Raw genomic sequence first — 18,052 nt, forward strand, 5'->3', positions numbered from 1 at the left:
GTAAGGGCTGAGGAAGATAACGATGAGCAAAAAATCCGCAGCACTTGAATACCACTCGACCGGCCGCAAAGGGAAGATCGAAGTCATTGCCACCAAACCTTGCCAGACCGCACAGGACCTGTCTCTTGCCTATTCACCCGGAGTGGCTGAGCCCTGTCTGGCCATTGAGCAGACGCCTGAAGATGCATATCAGTACACGGCCAAAGGTAACCTGGTTGCGGTCGTCTCCAACGGTACCGCGGTCCTGGGCCTGGGCAACATCGGGGCTCTTGCCGGAAAACCGGTCATGGAAGGGAAAGGGGTGCTCTTCAAGCGCTTTGCGGACGTGGACGTCTTCGACATCGAGCTGAACAGCGAAAATCCGGATGAGATCATCCGCGCCGTGCAACTGCTCGAACCGACCTTTGGCGGGATCAACCTGGAGGACATCAAGGCTCCCGAATGCTTTTACATCGAGGAAGAACTGAAGAAGACCATGAATATCCCGGTCTTCCATGATGATCAGCACGGTACGGCGATCATCTCCGCAGCCGGTCTCATCAATGCCCTGGAACTGGTTGGGAAAAAGATAGAGGATATTCGCCTCGTGGTCAATGGAGCCGGTGCCGCAGCTATTGCCTGTGCAAACCTGGTAGTCTCCCTTGGGGTCAAGCGGGAAAACATAATCATGTGCGACACCAAGGGGGTCATCTACAAAGGCCGCACCGAAGGGATGAACAAATACAAGGAGCATTTCGCCGTCGATACGCCGCTGCGCACCCTTGAAGAGGCCGCCGTTAATTGTGATGTCATGTTCGGACTTTCCTCCAAGGGAGCCTTTACCCCCGAGATGGTGCGCACCATGGCGGTCAATCCCATCATCTTCGCCATGGCTAATCCCGATCCGGAGATCACCCCCGAGGAGGCCCGTAAGGTGCGCGGTGATGTACTGATCGCCACTGGCCGCTCCGACTACCCAAACCAGGTCAACAATGTGCTCGGCTTTCCCTTCATCTTCCGCGGGGCACTGGACGTGCGGGCTACGACCATCAATGAAGAGATGAAAAAAGCTGCCGTCTTCGCCCTGGCGGAGCTGGCCCGCGAGGAGTGCCCCGATTCGGTCTGCCGTGCCTACGGCAACGTCAAGTTCAGCTTCGGCCGGGACTATATCATTCCCAAACCCTTCGATCCGCGGGCGCTGATGCGTGTTGCACCGGCCATTGCCAAGGCGGCCATGGATTCAGGGGTGGCCCGGCAGCCGATCCCGGATATGGACAAGTACGTGGAGGCGCTGGAATCCCTGCAGGGAAAAGCAAAAGAAACCTTGCGCATGATCATCAACAAGGCGAAGTGCGATCCCAAGAGCATCGTCTTCCCAGAGGGCGAGAACGAGAAAATCCTCCGTGCCGCACAGGTGCTGGTGGAACAGGGGATTGCACGGCCGATTCTTCTGGGGAGTGAAAAGAAAATCCGTGCGACCCTGCAGGAGCTGGGGATTGACCTGAACGGCGGGGTGACGATCATCGACCCGGCCAACTCCGACAAGGCCAATGGCTATGCGGACGAATTTTACCGCTTGCGGCAGCGCAAGGGGCTCACCCTCTCCGAATCCCAGCGCCTCATGTCCCGCAAGTCCCGTACCCATTTCGGGTGCATGATGGTGCGTCAGGGTGATGCCGACACGCTCCTGGCGGGTATTGACGCCAACTACGCTGAGACCATCCGCCCCGCCTTGCAGGTGATCGGCAAGCAGGAGGGGCTCTCCAGTGTCCATGGCCTCTACATCATGGTCTTCAAAAAAGGACTCTACTTCCTGGCCGACACCACCGTCTGCATCGACCCAAATGCCCAGGAACTGGCGGAAACGGCCATTCTGACTGCTGAAATGGCACGCATGCTTGAGGTTGAGCCGAGTGTCGCCATGCTTTCCATGTCCAACTTCGGTTCCGTGCGCCATCCCCAGGCAGACAAGGTGAGACTGGCGGTTGAACTGGTCAAGGAAAAGGAGCCCGGGCTGATCATTGACGGTGAGATGCAGGCGGATACGGCGGTGGTTACGGAAATTCTGCAGTCGAGCTTTCCCTTCTCCACCCTGAAGAAAGCGGCGAATATCCTCATCTTTCCCGACCTGACTTCAGGAAACATCGCCTATAAGCTGCTCAATAAACTGGGAGAGGCAGAAGCCATCGGCCCGATCCTGATGGGGATGAACAAGCCGGTCCATATCCTGCAGCGTGGTGATGACGTCATGGATATCGTCAATATGGCTGCCATCGCAGTAGTGGATGCCCAGAACAATGGCAGACCATAGATCCCCTGCTCACCAAGGTTCGCTTTCCCCCTACTTATAGGGGGGATTGATGAAGAGGAGCGTGAAGCCATGCATTCGACAGCCGCATATTTCGATACCGTAGAAGCCCATTACGGACATAACGACCTTGAAACCACAATCTTGAACGCACTGGTTGCAGCCGGAAAAGATCCCGATCGTCTCAAGGCTGAAGACCTGGCCCCGATCGATCAGTTTCATGTTCGTGGTTTGAAGGCGACCTCTCAGCTTGCAATGGATATCAAGCTTGACAGGGATATGCAGGTGCTGGATCTGGGGAGTGGCCTTGGTGGGGCTTCCCGTTATCTTGCAAAGGAGTTTGGCTGCAGTGTCGTGGGCCTGGATTTGAATGCCCAGTATTGTCAGGTTGCCACCACTCTCACCCGGCGTCTCGGGCTTGACTCGCGGGTAACATTCATCCAGGGAAACGCCCTTGAGATTCCTTTTCCAGACGGGTCGTTCGACCTTGTCTGGACCCAGCACATGACCATGAACATCCCGGACAAATCCAGCTTTTATCGGGAAGTTTATCGTGTGCTTAAGCCGGGGGGGCGACTCGCCATGTATGATATTCTTGCCGGTCCGGGGGGAGAGGTGCTGTTTCCGGTTCCTTGGGCGAGGGATACCGCCACCAGTTTTCTGGTTGCTTCCCAGGTACTGGTGGACACGATAACCGAGACAGGGTTCGATATACATATCTGGCGAGACGTGACGGAAGCGGCCCGTCTATGGACCCGGGCAACGCAGGAAAGACTCTACCTCAATCCCGGCTTGTTGGGTCTGCAACTCTTGCTGGGCACGGACTTTCGCAAAATGGTGCACAATCAGTTTCTTAACCTGCAACAGGAGCGTATTGCCCTGGTTGAAGCTGTCGTCCGCCGCCCGCTGCTGGCATAATCATGGGGGTGTGCTATGATGTCAGGCAGCCAATGCAGACTCAGGGGGGAGTATGAATAAATCAGCAGCGAAAATGGTCCTGCTGCCCACGCTGAACGATCTGCCTGGTGAAATTGCCCAAGCAGACTCAGGGGGAAGTATGCAGACAACAGCCGAAAAAATGGTCTTGCCGACGCTGAAGGATTCATCCATTGCTGTGGAGAAGCGGATCGCCGTATTGACGTTGCAGCGCCATGACGTGCGCAATGCACTGACCGGCACGGCCCTGATCGACGATATCGTGCAGACGGTGAACTGGGTGAATAATGAACCAGAGGTCTCGGTCCTGGTTATCACTGGGGAAGGGACGGCGTTTTCTTCAGGCGGTAACGTCAAGGAGATGCAGTCGCAAAGCGGGAGCTTTGCCGGATCGCCCATGGAGATTCAGGACCACTACCGGCGTGGAATACAGCAGATTCCACTCGCCCTGCATAAGGCGGAGGTGGCGGTTATTGCCGCCGTCAATGGCCCGGCCATCGGTGCCGGGTTCGACCTGGCCTGCATGTGTGACATCCGCATCGCTTCAACAAAGGCCCAGGTGGGAGAGGCCTTCATCAATCTCGGTATCACTCCGGGAGATGGTGGCGCATGGTTCATGCAGCGGCTGATTGGCTATCAGCGGGCTGCCGAGCTGACTTTTACCGGAAGAATCGTCAAGGCCGACGAGGCGCTGCAACTTGGGATATTCCTCGAAGTGGTGGAGCCGGAGGAACTGATGCCGCGAGCAATGGAACTGGCCGGGCAGATTGCCGCCAAGCCACCCCTTACGCTGCGGTTGACCAAACGGATGATGAAACTGGCCCAGCGCAGCGAGCTACCGGATTTTCTCGATTTATGCGCCTGCTTCCAGACAATGGCCCATCACACGGAGGATCATCTGGAAGCGGTCAACGCTTTCCTGGAAAAGAGACCACCTTCCTACAGGGGGCGATAATGAGCCGATTTGCGGGAGAAACAAGGGCGGACAGTATCTCGGACCCGACGGCGATATTCTCTGGTGCAGAATTTTTTAGAATAGTGTTATACAAAGCAGATTTTTTCTTGACCGAAAATTAGTATTGTGGTACCTATTTACTTAATAGTTTGTATACTAAATTTAAGAACAACGTTACAAAAGGCATGGATATTTTAGTGGGGACTCTGGACCGGGAACCTCACCTACATAGCTGAGGAGGCTGATATGAGTGAAGTTTTTATCGTTGAGTCATTGCGTACGCCGCTGGGATCGTTTGGTGGTGCGCTTGCCGACGTGGATGCGCCGCGTCTGGCTGCTGCAGTCATCAAGGAGCTGCTGGAGAGAGCGGCTCTCAGTCCCGAAGCTGTGGATGAGGTGATTATCGGTCAGGTGCTTTCCGGGGGAAGCGGTCAGGCTCCCGCCAGGCAGGCTCTGCGTTATGGCGGCCTCCCCGACTCGGTACCGGCAATGACCATCAACAAGGTGTGCGGCAGCGGCCTGAAAGCGATTATGCTCGGGGCCGATGCAATACGTCTGGGAGACGCCCACGTTGTGCTGGCCGGCGGCATGGAGAACATGTCCCAGGCACCCTATGCCCTGCCCAAGGCGAGGAATGGTTTCCGTATGGGGAACGGTGAAGTGGTTGACCTGATGGTCAATGACGGCCTGTTGGATCCATACAGCGGCAACCATATGGGGGTCATTGCCGAGGCCAATGCTGCCAAAAACGGCCTGAGCCGTGCCGAGCAGGATGAATTTGCCGTCGCTTCCTATAAAAAAGCTCAAGCAGCGGTTAAAGATGGCGTGTTCAAAGATGAGATAGTGCCAGTGGTGAAAAAGGGGCGCCAGGGGGAGGTGGTGATTGCCGAGGATGAAGAGCCGCTCAAGGGTGATATCGGCAAGCTGCCCGGGCTGCGTGCCGCATTTGCCAAAGAGGGAACCATCACCGCTGGTAACGCATCCACCATCAACGACGGCGCCGGGATAGCCCTGCTGGCATCCGGCGAAGCGGTTAAGAAATACAACCTGAAGCCGAAGGCCCGTTTGCTAGCCTATGCCACCAACAGTATTCATCCCGACCTCTTTACCGAGGCGCCGGTGGGAGCCATTGAAAAAGCATTGGTCAAGGCAGGGCTCAAGGTGGGTGACATCGATCTCTTCGAGCTCAATGAGGCCTTTGCCACCGTGCCGCTTTTGGCTATCAAGAAGCTGGGCATCGATCCTGCCCGGGTCAACGTCAACGGTGGAGCGGTCGCCATCGGCCACCCCCTCGGAGCGAGCGGCGCACGCCTGGCAGCTACCCTTATAAGGGAACTGCACAAGAGGAATGCCCGTTATGGCCTTGCCACCCTTTGCATTGGCGGAGGAGAAGCGGTCGCAGCGATTTTTGAGCGGGTATAGCCCCAGCGCCCGGTTGTGGACAATTGACCCCCTCTCAATCCCCCCTGTTTTTTATAGGGGGGAAGCGAGCTACGGCGAGCAGGGGGGTGACCATTCTGACTATTGCAGAGGGAGACGAACATGATCAAGAAAGTAGGCGTTTTGGGTGCGGGGCAGATGGGGAGCGGTATCGCCCATGTCCTTGCGGTACAGGAGATAGAGGTAGTCCTTTTCGATATCGCAGAGGATCAACTTGCCAAGGCAGTTGCCGGCATCGAGAAGAACCTGGAACGCCAGGCAAAAAAAGGGGAAGTGGACAGCGCTTCCATCCCGGCCATTCTCAAACGGATCCATACCACCAAGGTCATGGGAGACCTGTCCGACTGCGACATGGCCATTGAAGCGGTGACCGAGCGGGAAACCCTCAAGCTGGATATCTTCCGCCAGCTGGACGGCATTGTCAAAAAGGGGGCGATCCTTGCTTCCAACACCTCCTCCATTCCCATTACCCGTATCGCTGCCGTTACCGGCCGTCCCGACAAAGTGATCGGCATGCATTTCATGAACCCGGTACCGGTGATGAAACTGGTGGAGGTGATCCGCGGCCTGGCCACCAGCGACGAGACTTTCGATGCTACCGCCGCCCTGGTAGCCAAACTGGGTAAAGAAATGGCGGTTTCAGCCGATTACCCCGGGTTCATCGTCAACCGCATCCTCATTCCCATGATCAACGAGGCAGCCTTTGCCCTTTTCGAGGGAGTCGCCACCGTCGAAGATATCGACAAGGCCATGAAGCTCGGCACCAATCAGCCCATGGGCCCCCTGACCCTGGCCGATTTCATCGGCCTCGACACCTGTCTGGCCATCATGAATGTGCTCTATGAAGGTTTTAAGGATACGAAATATCGCCCCTGTCCACTGCTGGTGAAAATGGTTGAAGCCGGCTACCTGGGCAAGAAGGCGGGGCGCGGCTTTTACACATATTGATAGAATCGCATGGGCGAAAATCGCTATTTGCCGGATCGTAGGGGCGAATCTTGTATTCGCCCGAACCAAGGCGGGTTACATTCGCCCAATCCCAAGGCGATCATGATCGGATAAACCTAGGGCGATCACAAGGATCGCCCCTACGGGGGAATTCATGGAATACAGAAATCTGCTTATTGAAAAACATGGCGCAGTAGCGGCCCTGACAGTCAACCGGCCAACGGTGCTCAACAGCCTGAACAGCGCCGTGCTGGATGAACTGCTCGCTGCCTTTAGCTCACTGGGCCAGGATGAGGGTGTCAGGGCGATAGTCCTTACCGGCAGCGGTGAGAAGGCCTTTGTTGCAGGGGCAGACATCGCGGAAATGGCTGATCTGTCCGCCATGCAGGCACAGGAATTCTCCCGGAAGGGGCAGCAGCTGGTCAACCTGATCGGCCGGCTGGCCAAGCCGGTCATAGCAGCCGTCAACGGCTTTGCCTTGGGTGGCGGGCTGGAGATGGTACTGGCCTGCGACTTTGCCTATGCCTCGGAAAATGCCAAGCTTGGCCTTCCTGAGGTGACGCTTGGCATCATCCCCGGATTTGGTGGCACCCAAAAGCTCGCCCGGCTCATCGGCCGCAGCCGTGCCAACGAGCTGATCTTCACCGGCAGGATGCTCACCGCAGCCGAGGCAAAGGACTGGGGCGTTGTCAATGCAGTGTTTCCGGGCGGGGAACTGGTTGCCAAGGCCATGGAAACTGCCGCCAAAATAGCGGCCAACGGTCAGCTCGGTGTGGCCCATGCCAAGGATGCCGTCAAAAGCGGCCTGGATATGGCAGAAGCAGACGGAATGAATTACGAATCGGTTCACTTCGGCGCACTTTTCTCTACTGCAGACCAAAGGGAAGGGATGCGGGCGTTTCTTGAGAAGAGAAAGCCGGTGTTTTCCGGCAGATGAGCAGCATAGACAGGAACTAATTGGGGAAAAGCTATGGAAGCGACACGCGAATTATACTGGAATATAGGCCATGGGGCACTTGTACTGTTGCCCATGTACCTCTTTACTTTTGTTGCCCTGGGACTTTTGGTCAAAAGCGGCCTGAAGCGGCTTGATATCTATCGTCAGGGAAAACCCCTGGATCGATTCGGCAACAGGGGCGAGCGCATCGCCAATCTCCTGAAGAATGTCTTTCTGCAGAGCCGGGTGCTGATGGTCAAGGGACCCGGTTATGCCCACGGTCTTTTCTTCTGGGGCTTCTTCGTCCTCTTTGTCGGCACCATACTCGTGGCCCTCCAGGCCGATTTCACCGACCTCCTCTTTGGCTTCAGGTTCCTGGACGGTGAGTTCTACAAACTCTTTTCCCTGGCGCTGGATCTGGCCGGTCTTGCCGCCGTCGTCATGCTGGCCGGTCTCTTTGTCCGCCGTTACCTGGTGCGCCCCAAAGGGCTTGAAACCAGCCGCGACGACGCCATCATGCACGGACTGCTCTTTGCCATCCTCATCACCGGCTTTGTCATCGAAGGGGCGCGGATGGCCGTCAACGAGCTGCCCAACGACCCGGCCCTGGCGGCATGGTCGCCGGTGGGACTAATGATCGCCAAAGCGCTTGCCGGCATGGGTGAACCATCCCTGCGTGCCCTGCACCAGGGGCTGTGGTGGGTCCATTTCTTCCTGGTCATCGGTTTCATCTGCGCCATCCCCTTTACCAAATTCCGGCACATTTTCACCACCGCCGCCAATTACTTCTTTGCCGACCTTGGTCCCAAGGGGGCGCTGGTGACCCTGGATATGGAAGGTGATGCCGAAAGCTTCGGCACCGCCAACCTTAAAGACCTCACCTGGAAAGACATCTTCGACACCGATGCCTGCACCAAATGCAAGCGCTGCCAGGACCGCTGCCCAGCCCACAACACTGACAAGCCCCTTTCCCCCATGAAAGTCATCAATCAGCTGGGAGAAGTGGCTTGCACCAACCCGGAAGCCAACCTTATCGAAACGGTGAGCAAGGATGCCCTCTGGTCCTGCACCACCTGCCGCGCCTGTCAGGAGATCTGTCCTGCCGCCATAGAGCACGTGGGCAAGGTAGTCGACATGCGTCGCAACATGGTGCTCATGGAAGGTGAATTCCCCGGCGAAGAAGTCATGGCCGCCATGGACAACACCGAAGTCAACGGCAACCCCCTGGGGATGGCCATGGCTTCCAGGGGCGACTGGGCCGAAGGGCTGCCGGTTAAAAAGATGGCCGAAGATGCCGACGTGGATATTCTCTATTTCGTCGGCTGCTACGCCTCCTTCGACAAGCGCAATATCAAGATCGCCACCAGCTTTATTCATCTCTGCGCCGCTGCCGGCATCAAGGTGGGCATTCTCGGCAAAGAAGAGAAGTGCTGTGGTGAACCCATGCGCAAGATGGGCAATGAATACCTGTACCAGTCCATGGCCGCCGAAAACATCGAGACTATCAAGGGCTATGGGGTGAAAAAGGTGGTAACCGCCTGTCCCCACTGCTTCAACACCCTGGCCAAGGACTATCGGGATTTGGGCTTCGATGTGGAGACCGAGCATTACACCGTCTTCCTCAATCGGCTGGTGGAAGAGGGCAAACTGAAGCTCAAAGCAGAAACCTTCGACTGCACCTACCATGACTCATGCTATATCGGCCGTTACAACGACCTGTATAAGGAACCGCGGGCGCTCATATCGGCGGCAGGCGGCACCATCCGGGAAATGGACAAAAGCGGCGCCGAGAGTTTCTGCTGCGGCGCCGGTGGCGGACGGATCATGGCCGAGGAGAAACTGGGGAGCCGGATCAGCGTCAGCAGGGCGAAAATGGCAGCCGGGACCGGAGCAGGAATGCTGGTATCCAACTGTCCCTTCTGCATGACCATGTTCGAGGACGGTATCAAAGGGGCAGAGCTGGAAGGGCAGCTGGTACCGCGGGATATCGGCGAGATACTACTGGAACGGCTGACCCTGTGAAATGAAGCAGTTGTCGTGAAGGACGGAGGGTATCATGTCCATGCGGGAATATGTGAAGCAGTTTCTTAAGATTGGCGGTACCGTGTGCCATTGTGCTCACGTCCTGTTGCACATTCCGCCATGAAAGATCGCCATGCTGGTTACTGGTCCTACTGTAATGATTAAAAGCGGGATGCCGCTGATGATGCGAGTTTTACTCGCGGGGAGAGGATTGCATGAATATACATGAGTATCAGGCAAAGGCAATACTGAGGGAATTCGGGGTGCCCGTTCCGGATGGGCACGTCTGCTACAACGGCGCCAGCGCCCGTGAATGGGCGAAGCGGCTGAGTGAGGGACCCTGGGTAGTCAAGGCCCAGATCCATGCAGGTGGCCGTGGCAAGGGGGGCGGTGTCAAGCTGGCCCGCACCGCCGACGAGGTACGAAACACCGCCCGGGACATGCTCGGCATGATCCTGCGCACCCACCAGACCGGACCGGAAGGGAAGGTGGTTACCCGGGTCCTGGTGGAAAACGGCTGCAATATCGGTACTGAACTGTACATCAGCCTTCTGGTGGATCGTGCTACCTCCAAGGTGACGGTCATGGCCTCCACCGAAGGGGGAATGGACATCGAAGAGGTTGCCGCCAAGACACCAGAGAAAATCTTCCGCGAGGCCATCGCCCCGCTGGTGGGACTTACCCCCTTCCAGTGCCGCAATCTGGCCTTCAGTCTGGGACTTACCGGCAAGCTGACCAACAAGGCGGTCAAGCTGCTGCAGGGGCTCTACGAAACCTTTATCGGCTGCGACTGCTCTCTGTTGGAGATCAACCCCCTGGTCGTGACCAAGGAAGGGGACCTGCTCTGTCTTGATGCCAAGTTCGGCTTCGACGACAACGCCGTCTTCAGGCATCCCAAGATCGGCGATATGCGGGATTATGACGAAGAAGACCCCAACGAGGTGGAAGCATCACAGCACGACCTCTCCTATGTCTCCCTGGCCGGCAACATCGGCTGCCTGGTCAACGGCGCCGGTCTGGCCATGGCCACCATGGACATTATCAAGCATTCCGGCGGCAATCCGGCCAACTTCCTGGACGTTGGGGGCGGGGCGACCATCGAGCGCGTTACCGAAGCCTTCAAGATCATCCTTTCCGACAAGAACGTCAAAGGCATCCTGGTCAACATCTTCGGCGGCATCATGAAATGCGATGTCATTGCCACCGGGGTTATCGAGGCCGCCAAGCAGGTTTCCCTCAAGGTGCCGCTGGTCGTTCGTCTGGAAGGTACCAATGTGGACAAAGGCAAAGAAATCCTTTCCGCCAGTGGTCTGAATATCATCGCCGCCGACGGCATGGCCGACGCCGCAAATAAAATCGTCCAGGCCGTGGCAGCTGCCTGAGGGGGGGAGAGCAATGAGCATACTTATCGATAAAAACACCAAGGTAATCACCCAGGGGCTCGGTGCAACCGGACTCTTTCACGCCAACGGCGCCAGGGATTACGGCACCCAGATGGTCGGGGGAGTCACCCCCGGCAAAGGCGGGACCACCATCGAAGGCTTTCCCGTATTCGACACGGTTAAAGAAGCCGTCTACAAAACCGGTGCAACCGCTTCGGTGATCTACGTACCGCCGCCATTTGCCGCAGACGCAATCATGGAAGCGGTCGATGCCGGCATAGATCTGGTCTGCTGCATCACCGAAGGTATCCCGGTGCTGGACATGGTCAAGGTCAAGCAGTACATGCAGGGGAAAAGGACCAGGCTGGTAGGGCCAAACTGCCCTGGCGTCATTACCCCCGGCCAGTGCAAGATCGGCATCATGCCAGGCTACATTCACAAGCCCGGTAAGATCGGCGTCGTTTCCCGCAGCGGCACCCTCACCTACGAGGCTGTCTGGCAGCTGACCAATGTGGGGCTTGGCCAGTCCACCTGCGTCGGTATCGGCGGCGATCCGGTCAATGGCTCCAGCCATCTGGATGTGCTGAAGATGTTCGAAGAGGATCCGGGCACCGAGGCGGTGATCATGATCGGCGAAATCGGCGGCACCTCCGAGGAAGAAGGAGCCTACTTCGTCAAGGAGCATATGACCAAACCGGTTGCCGCCTACATCGCCGGTGTTACCGCTCCGCCGGGCAAACGTATGGGGCATGCGGGGGCCATCATTTCCGGCGGCAAGGGTACGGCAGCCGAGAAGGTGGCAGTACTGGAAGACTGCGGTATCGCCGTAGCGGCCAGCCCGGCAGATATGGCCCAGGCACTGCTGAAGGTTTATAAACCGAAGTAATTGAGAAGACAGATAGTTTGTTACAGCATTGCCGAGGAAATGCCGTTTTTCGGGGTGAGGACTGCATTGTTTTGCTGCTGTAACAGGGTCATTGGCCATCCCTTGCGGGGTGGCCAGTGGCTCGCAGGTAAAGGAGGTACTTAAAATGGGTCTTTATAAGGAAAATCCGCGGTACAAATGTGTGTCGGCACGGTTGAGCGATGATGAATGGGAAGACTTGATGATCGTCTGCGGGCAAAAGAGAACAAGCATGTCCGAGTGCATCAGAGAAGCTTTAACAGCACTGTTGATGGAAAACGGTTTGAGAGGGGAAAGGGCGGAAACCGCAGGATGAGATGGCAATTTGCAGCAAAATCCGGTCAGGGAAATATGCAGAAAAGCAGGAAAACTTTTTCTTGCTTATAAAATAGTATTATGGTACGAATTTACACATAACGTTGTTTGGTTTTTAAAATCATGCCCGGTCATTAGCGGCTCCGTGACTGCTCGGGCGACGCTGTTCAATACCAGACTAGGAGTAGCCACATGCTTGTCATCTCCTGCATCAAACAGGTGCCTGATACTACCCAGGTAAAAATCGATCCGGTGACCAATACTCTGGTCCGGGAGGGGATTCCCTTCATCATCAACCCTTACGATACCCATGCCCTGGAAGAGAGTCTCAATCTCAAGGATCGTTTTGGTCTTCGTGCCGTGGCGCTCTCCATGGGACCGCCAAACACCGAGGCTACCCTGAGAAAGGCAGCCGCCCTGGGAGTCGATGAAGCTATTCTCCTTTCCGACCGCGCCTTTGGCGGAGCTGATACCCTGGCCACCAGCAAGGTTCTTTCTGCGGCCATCGAACGGCTCAATGACCAGGAAGAGGTGGGCATCGTCTTCTGCGGCAAGCAAACCATCGATGGCGACACAGCCCAGGTCGGGCCCGGCATCGCCACCCGTCTCGGCTTTACCCAGCTGACGCTGGTCGATCGCATCGAGAGTCTGGACCTGGTGAAGAAAAAAATCCGGGTGCGGCGCAAGCTGGAAGGGCGCCACGAGATCGTGGAAGCTCCCCTGCCGGTGATGATCACCGTGGTCCGAGAGCTGAATCGTCCCCGTTACCCGACTGTTCCCATGCGGCTCATGGCCCAGGAGACTGAAGTCAAGGTCTGGGACAACTCGATCCTCAAGCTGGATGCAACCACTGTCGGCCTCAAGGGCTCTCCCACCTGGGTAAGCAAGATCTTCTCCCCGGAACGGGACCAGGGGGAGATCATCGGCGATGGGATAAACGATCCGGTGGGAACGGCGAATCTGCTCATCGACAAGATGGTGGACAAGGACATGCTGGCGGTCTGAGAGTGAGGAGTGAGGAGTGAGGAGTGAGGGGAACAGCAAAGGAGGAGTCGGCAAATGACTGAGGCAAAGAAACCGATGAAGAAACCACGGGGCAAGGCGCGGGTCGTCGAGGGCAAATGCATTGCCTGTGGCGCCCGGTGCGAAAGCTCCTGCCCGGTAAACTCCATAGAGATGAGCGACGGAGGCGAACCTGCGGTTCTTGCCGAGAAATGCATCGGCTGCGAAAAGTGCATCAAGGTCTGCCCTGCCTCCGCCCTGGAGATGTTCTATTCGCCGGAGGATCTGGAGCTGCTCAAGCAGTGGGATAAGGAGCATGGGCCCGCCGGTGAAGAGATCAGTGACGAGGAGAAGCAGCTCAGGGAAATGCTGGCACGTTACCGGGGCGTCTGGGTTTTCATCGAGCAATACGATGGAGAAGCGGCCAAGGTTTCATGGGAACTCCTGGGGACAGGGGCCGGCCTGGCAAAGACCCTCGGTGTTGAACTTTCTGCGGTGGTTATTGGTGATCATGTGGGACATATCTGCGGCGAAGCCTTCGCCTACGGTGCCGATCAGGCCATTCTGCTCGATTCACCGGTCTATGCCAACTACCGCACCCAGCCCTATGCCGATGCCATCTGCCATTTGGTGGAGAAGCACCGGCCGGAAGTGATTCTCATGGGAGCGACCGGACAGGGGCGCGACCTGGCAGGGGCGGTGGCGACCGTGGTCAAGACCGGCCTGACTGCAGACTGCACCGGGCTCGGCATCGACGACAAGCGGAACCTGATGCAGACCAGGCCGGCTTTCGGCGGCAACATCATGGCCACCATCATGTGCGACAAGTTCAGACCGCAGATGGCCACCGTCCGTCCACACGTGATGCAGATGCCGGAACGGAAGGAAGGCAGGATCGGCAGGGTTGTCCGCGAGACATTTGCACCCCGGGAAGAGGATGTGCTGGTCAAGGTCATCGAGGTCCTGAATGACAAGGACGGCAAGGATCAGGTGGATGTGGCTGCTGCCGAGATCATCGTTTCCGGCGGTCGCGGCCTGATGAACAAGGAAAACTTCTCCATGCTCCAGCAACTGGCTGACGAACTCGGCGGGGTGGTGGGCGCTTCGCGTAGCGCAGTAGATGCTGGCTGGATGCCCCACGGCCGCCAGGTTGGGCAGACCGGCAAGACGGTGAGGCCGAAGATCTATATTGCCTGCGGCATCTCCGGTGCCATCCAGCACATGGTCGGCATGCAGGATTCCGATGTGATCATCGCCATCAATCGCGACCCCGAGGCTCCCATTTTCCAGATTGCCACCTACGGCATCGTCGGCGATCTGTTCCAGGTTGTCCCGGCATTGATCGGCAGAGTGCGCAGTATGAAGTCCCAGCGCGGCGGTACAGAGCCCGAGCGGGTCGCCGTCTGATTTCCCTGTTACCGGAAGAGATTTAGCGAGGTTACCATGTCAAACACCACAATATTCATACCGCTCTTCATCGTTGCCAGCCTCACCTTCATCTACAGCTGCTATCAAAGGCTGCAGCTGGTCGCCGTCGGCAGCGCCGAAGAGCGCTTAGATAACCCCTTGTCCAGGTTGGCAGGCACCTTTGCCTATGCTTTCGGACAGAAAAGGGTGCTGGCTCGCCCCTATGGGGTCAATCATTTCTTTCTTTTCTGGGCATTCATGTTCCTGCTCGTTGCCAACGTGGAGTTCCTGCTGGAAGGGCTCTTTCCCGGGATAAGTCTGTCGGCTCTGCCCGCCCCCCTCTACCACGTTCTGGAGCTGATCTTCGATCTGGTGTCGCTGGTTGCCCTGGCGTGCGTGGCTGTGGCCTTTATTCGCCGGTTATTTTTCGCTCCGGCCTACCTGGAGAATGATTACACCAAGGCGAGAAGCGGTGAAGCGCTGCTGATCCTGGCCATGATCGCCACCCTGATGCTGGCCTTCTTCTTCATGAATGGAGCAAAGCTCGTTCAAGGGGGAGATGGGATCTGGCAGCCGGTATCGGCCTTCTTCGGCAGCCTGCTCGTCGGTCTTCCCCCTTCGGCCCTGGAGAGTGTGGCCGGCGCAGCCTGGTGGGTGCATGCGGTAGTGCTGCTGGTTTTCCTCAACCTGTTACCGCGCAGCAAGCATATGCACATTCTCACCGCCATCCCCAACTGCTATTTCCGCAGCCTGGAAAAGCCCAATGTCCAGCCGCGGGAGACCTTCAAAAAAGGTGAACGTTACGGGGTCAGCCAAGTGGAGCAATTCACCTGGAAAGATCTCTTCGACAGCATGACCTGTACCGAATGCGGCCGCTGCCAGGATCTCTGCCCGGCCCATAACACCGGCAAGCCCCTCAATCCCAGGCGCATCGTCCACGATATCAAGCTGAACCTTTTCGGCAATGCTTCTGCCCTGAAAGAGGCGCAGCAAGGCAAAACTCCTTTGATAGGCGAGGCCGGGGAGGGAACCATCTCCGAGGAAGCCCTCTGGTCGTGTACCACATGCGGGGCCTGTCTCTCGGTCTGTCCGGTGCTCATCGAGCATATGCCGAAAATCGTCAAGATGCGCCGCCACCTGGTGGAAGAGAAGGCGAAGTTTCCCGAGGAACTGCTCAACCTTTTCGAAAATATGGAGCAGCGCAGCAACCCCTGGGGCATTGCACCGTCCGAGCGGACCAAATGGAGCACCCAGCTGGGTGAACGCCCCTTCAAAGCGGGTGAAACCGAATATCTTTTCTTTGTCGGCTGTGCCGGCGCCTTTGACAGCCGCAACAAGCACGTCACAGTAGCTCTGGCGACACTGCTCGACGCAGCCGGGGTCACCTGGGGCATCCTGGGCAAGGACGAAAAATGTTGCGGCGACAGTGTGCGGCGTCTCGGCAATGAGTTCGTCTTTGACAGGATGGCCAGCGAGAATGTGGCTACCTTCAAGGAACGGGGGGTAACGAAGATTGTCACCCAGTGCCCCCACTGCTTTAGCACCCTGAAAAACGACTATCGGCAGTATGGGCTTGAGGTGGAAGTGCTGCACCACAGCCAGCTCATAGCGCAGTTGGTCCGGGACGGAAAACTGAAGGCCGCCAAAGCAGCAAATATGGGCAAGGTGGTATTCCACGACTCCTGTTACCTGGGTCGCCACAATGACACCTTCGAGGCGCCCCGTCAGGTTATCGCCGCCGCCACCGGCCAAGCTCCGGGAGAATTCGGCCGCAATCGGGAAAGTGCCTTCTGCTGCGGCGCCGGTGGCGGGCGCATGTGGATGGAAGAGCAGACCGGCACCAGGATCAATCTTGAGCGGGTCAAGGAAGCCCTGCAACAGCAACCGGACACCCTTTGCGTCAGTTGTCCATACTGCATGACCATGCTGGAGGACGGCCTGAAGGACGAGGGGGCAAACCAGGTAAGGGTGAAGGATATTGCAGAGGTCATGGCCGAAAGCCTGAGACCGAATGCATAGCAGGGACACCTGTGGCACAGCCTCTGCTGCGCCTTGCCCGGTGGCCTCAATCAAACGAAAAAAAAGACCATCCATGAGTTATCCATCCTCAGGCAAAAATGGATAGAGGGATATGACCATGGCCAAGAATGTGAAAAAAAAGAATTATACCATTCGCTCAGTGTCCAACGCCTTCGATCTCCTCGAACAGTTCCACGGCGATGTGTCCGAGATGGGCCTCACCGATCTCAGCCAAAATCTGCAGCTGACAAAGAACAATGTCTTCCGATTGCTGGCAACCCTGCAGTCGCGCCATTACGTGGAACATGATTCCCACACGGAAAAATACCGCCTGGGTTTCAAGACGGTAGAGTTGGGACAGACGGTGATCCGCCAGCGGGGACGACTTAACAACTCCAGGGAAATCATCGAGGAACTGGTCAAGGAATGTAATGAGACCGTCTGCGTCTCGGTAATGAAAGACTTCTGCAGCGTCAACCTGGACGTGGTGGAGTGCGATCATCCACTGCGGGTCATCCCCCGCATCGGTGTGCGGCTTCCTGCCTATTGCACTGCGGCAGGCAAATCCCAGATCGCCTATTTTGCCGACGACATCCTCAAGAAGTATCTCAGCGAAAATCAGCTACAGCCCCATACCGAAAACACCATCATCATTCCCGAGCAATTGAAGAGGCACCTGCGGGAAGTGGCCAGTCAGGGCTATGCCATCGAGAATGAGGAGCTGGACATCGGCGTGGTCAGTGTCGCAGCCCCCATCCGCGATTACATGTCCAGGATCATCGGCGCGGTCACCCTGCTTGGCCCGTCCCAAAGGCTTTCCACAAAGCTCATGGAAAGCACCTTCATTCCGCTGGTCATGAAAGGCGCCGGGGAAATCTCCGCCAAGCTGGGCTACTGCGGCGGCCAGGCCGAGGAAATCCATCCGGTACTTCTGGGAAGGGCGCAGGGCTGATCACTGCGCCCCCAGAGCTCCATTTATCCTTTTCACACACAGTAGTTCCTTCCTGATAAGTCTATACAAACAAATTCATTTTAATAGTCGGACGTGGTATAACAGCCACAAGCTCTGACCCTGTGAAGACGGTGTCAATACGTACAGCGCGGCCAATATTCCTGAATTCTTTAGGGGGTAATCTCCATGCTCAAAGATATGAAAACGCAGACGCACCTGAAACCGGGGCAGAAGGGTACGAAGCGTCTTGTGGAGAAATATGGCGAATCGCTCCTTTGCATCGGTATCAGTACGATGAAAAGCGAGGGATTCGTTTAAAGACCGTCGAGATCATTGTGGAGGAAAGCCCCGGCAAGCGTTCCTCACGGCATCATGATGAAGATGTCGTCCCCGTAATCGTCGCATATACGGAGAAAGCACTTGAAGACAGCAGGTGGCAGGTGGGACCCACAGGGAAAGGTCTGGCTTGTCCAATATGGCCTAATTCGCGGCACAGAGTTGGAAGAGAGAATGTTGAAGGATTGAAAAGAATGCATTACCGATATA

Annotated in this window: 15 protein-coding genes; all 15 read left to right on the forward strand. The window is 56.9% G+C overall.

Annotated features, from left to right (window positions below):
• The first annotated feature begins 22 nt into the window (after window positions 1-22).
• The 15 genes from GEOB_RS01185 to GEOB_RS20545 all read left to right on the forward strand — a co-directional run bounded on the left by GEOB_RS01185 (window position 23) and on the right by GEOB_RS20545 (window position 17,824).
• Entirely contained in the window at window positions 23-2,290 is a 2,268-nt protein-coding gene (locus GEOB_RS01185; RefSeq protein ID WP_012645341.1) for an NADP-dependent malic enzyme, read from the forward strand.
• Window positions 2,291-2,359: 69 nt separating this feature from the next.
• Complete coding sequence (locus GEOB_RS01190) at window positions 2,360-3,205, forward strand: class I SAM-dependent methyltransferase (RefSeq protein ID WP_012645342.1); 846 nt, start codon at window positions 2,360-2,362, stop codon at window positions 3,203-3,205.
• Window positions 3,206-3,365: 160 nt separating this feature from the next.
• Window positions 3,366-4,178, forward strand: a complete 813-nt coding sequence (locus GEOB_RS01195) for an enoyl-CoA hydratase-related protein (protein ID WP_154650531.1) — start codon at window positions 3,366-3,368, stop codon at window positions 4,176-4,178.
• Window positions 4,179-4,424: 246 nt separating this feature from the next.
• On the forward strand, window positions 4,425-5,600 hold the full coding sequence (locus GEOB_RS01200; RefSeq protein WP_012645344.1) for a thiolase family protein: 1,176 nt from the start codon (window positions 4,425-4,427) through the stop codon (window positions 5,598-5,600).
• A 120-nt stretch (window positions 5,601-5,720) separates the two neighbouring features.
• A complete protein-coding gene (locus GEOB_RS01205; RefSeq protein WP_012645345.1) occupies window positions 5,721-6,566 on the forward strand; it encodes a 3-hydroxybutyryl-CoA dehydrogenase in 846 nt (281 codons plus the stop codon).
• 154 nt (window positions 6,567-6,720) lie between these two features.
• Window positions 6,721-7,503, forward strand: coding sequence for an enoyl-CoA hydratase/isomerase family protein (locus tag GEOB_RS01210; RefSeq protein ID WP_012645346.1), 783 nt, complete (start codon window positions 6,721-6,723; stop codon window positions 7,501-7,503).
• A 33-nt stretch (window positions 7,504-7,536) separates the two neighbouring features.
• Window positions 7,537-9,525, forward strand: a complete 1,989-nt coding sequence (locus GEOB_RS01215; RefSeq protein WP_012645347.1) for a heterodisulfide reductase-related iron-sulfur binding cluster — start codon at window positions 7,537-7,539, stop codon at window positions 9,523-9,525.
• A gap of 215 nt (window positions 9,526-9,740) precedes the next feature.
• Window positions 9,741-10,907, forward strand: a complete 1,167-nt coding sequence (gene sucC / locus GEOB_RS01220) for an ADP-forming succinate--CoA ligase subunit beta (protein ID WP_012645348.1) — start codon at window positions 9,741-9,743, stop codon at window positions 10,905-10,907.
• A gap of 13 nt (window positions 10,908-10,920) precedes the next feature.
• Entirely contained in the window at window positions 10,921-11,793 is an 873-nt protein-coding gene (sucD, locus tag GEOB_RS01225) for a succinate--CoA ligase subunit alpha (protein ID WP_012645349.1), read from the forward strand.
• Between the two features lie 145 nt (window positions 11,794-11,938).
• Window positions 11,939-12,127 (forward strand): hypothetical protein, encoded by a 189-nt coding sequence (locus GEOB_RS01230; RefSeq protein ID WP_012645350.1) that lies wholly within the window; start codon window positions 11,939-11,941, stop codon window positions 12,125-12,127.
• A gap of 191 nt (window positions 12,128-12,318) precedes the next feature.
• Window positions 12,319-13,131, forward strand: a complete 813-nt coding sequence (locus GEOB_RS01235) for an electron transfer flavoprotein subunit beta/FixA family protein (RefSeq protein WP_012645351.1) — start codon at window positions 12,319-12,321, stop codon at window positions 13,129-13,131.
• Window positions 13,132-13,185: 54 nt separating this feature from the next.
• Entirely contained in the window at window positions 13,186-14,535 is a 1,350-nt protein-coding gene (locus tag GEOB_RS01240; RefSeq protein WP_012645352.1) for an FAD-binding protein, read from the forward strand.
• A 36-nt stretch (window positions 14,536-14,571) separates the two neighbouring features.
• Window positions 14,572-16,554, forward strand: a complete 1,983-nt coding sequence (locus GEOB_RS01245; protein WP_012645353.1) for a (Fe-S)-binding protein — start codon at window positions 14,572-14,574, stop codon at window positions 16,552-16,554.
• A 118-nt stretch (window positions 16,555-16,672) separates the two neighbouring features.
• Complete coding sequence (locus GEOB_RS01250) at window positions 16,673-17,506, forward strand: IclR family transcriptional regulator (protein WP_012645354.1); 834 nt, start codon at window positions 16,673-16,675, stop codon at window positions 17,504-17,506.
• 186 nt (window positions 17,507-17,692) lie between these two features.
• Window positions 17,693-17,824, forward strand: a complete 132-nt coding sequence (locus GEOB_RS20545; protein WP_012645355.1) for a hypothetical protein — start codon at window positions 17,693-17,695, stop codon at window positions 17,822-17,824.
• Window positions 17,825-18,052: the final 228 nt, after the last annotated feature.

Origin of the sequence: Geotalea daltonii FRC-32 (genome assembly GCF_000022265.1) — a bacterium.
Lineage (GTDB): Bacteria > Desulfobacterota > Desulfuromonadia > Geobacterales > Geobacteraceae > Geotalea > Geotalea daltonii.

Coding starts and splice junctions, on each gene's coding strand:
- GEOB_RS01235 (WP_012645351.1), top strand. CDS start 12,319: ATGCTTGTCATCTCCTGCATCAAACAGGTGCCTGATACTACCCAGGTA.
- GEOB_RS01250 (WP_012645354.1), top strand. CDS start 16,673: ATGGCCAAGAATGTGAAAAAAAAGAATTATACCATTCGCTCAGTGTCC.
- GEOB_RS01245 (WP_012645353.1), top strand. CDS start 14,572: ATGTCAAACACCACAATATTCATACCGCTCTTCATCGTTGCCAGCCTC.
- GEOB_RS01190 (WP_012645342.1), top strand. CDS start 2,360: ATGCATTCGACAGCCGCATATTTCGATACCGTAGAAGCCCATTACGGA.
- GEOB_RS20545 (WP_012645355.1), top strand. CDS start 17,693: ATGCTCAAAGATATGAAAACGCAGACGCACCTGAAACCGGGGCAGAAG.
- GEOB_RS01185 (WP_012645341.1), top strand. CDS start 23: ATGAGCAAAAAATCCGCAGCACTTGAATACCACTCGACCGGCCGCAAA.
- GEOB_RS01200 (WP_012645344.1), top strand. CDS start 4,425: ATGAGTGAAGTTTTTATCGTTGAGTCATTGCGTACGCCGCTGGGATCG.
- GEOB_RS01215 (WP_012645347.1), top strand. CDS start 7,537: ATGGAAGCGACACGCGAATTATACTGGAATATAGGCCATGGGGCACTT.
- GEOB_RS01205 (WP_012645345.1), top strand. CDS start 5,721: ATGATCAAGAAAGTAGGCGTTTTGGGTGCGGGGCAGATGGGGAGCGGT.
- sucD (WP_012645349.1), top strand. CDS start 10,921: ATGAGCATACTTATCGATAAAAACACCAAGGTAATCACCCAGGGGCTC.
- GEOB_RS01230 (WP_012645350.1), top strand. CDS start 11,939: ATGGGTCTTTATAAGGAAAATCCGCGGTACAAATGTGTGTCGGCACGG.
- GEOB_RS01240 (WP_012645352.1), top strand. CDS start 13,186: ATGACTGAGGCAAAGAAACCGATGAAGAAACCACGGGGCAAGGCGCGG.
- GEOB_RS01195 (WP_154650531.1), top strand. CDS start 3,366: ATGGTCTTGCCGACGCTGAAGGATTCATCCATTGCTGTGGAGAAGCGG.
- sucC (WP_012645348.1), top strand. CDS start 9,741: ATGAATATACATGAGTATCAGGCAAAGGCAATACTGAGGGAATTCGGG.
- GEOB_RS01210 (WP_012645346.1), top strand. CDS start 6,721: ATGGAATACAGAAATCTGCTTATTGAAAAACATGGCGCAGTAGCGGCC.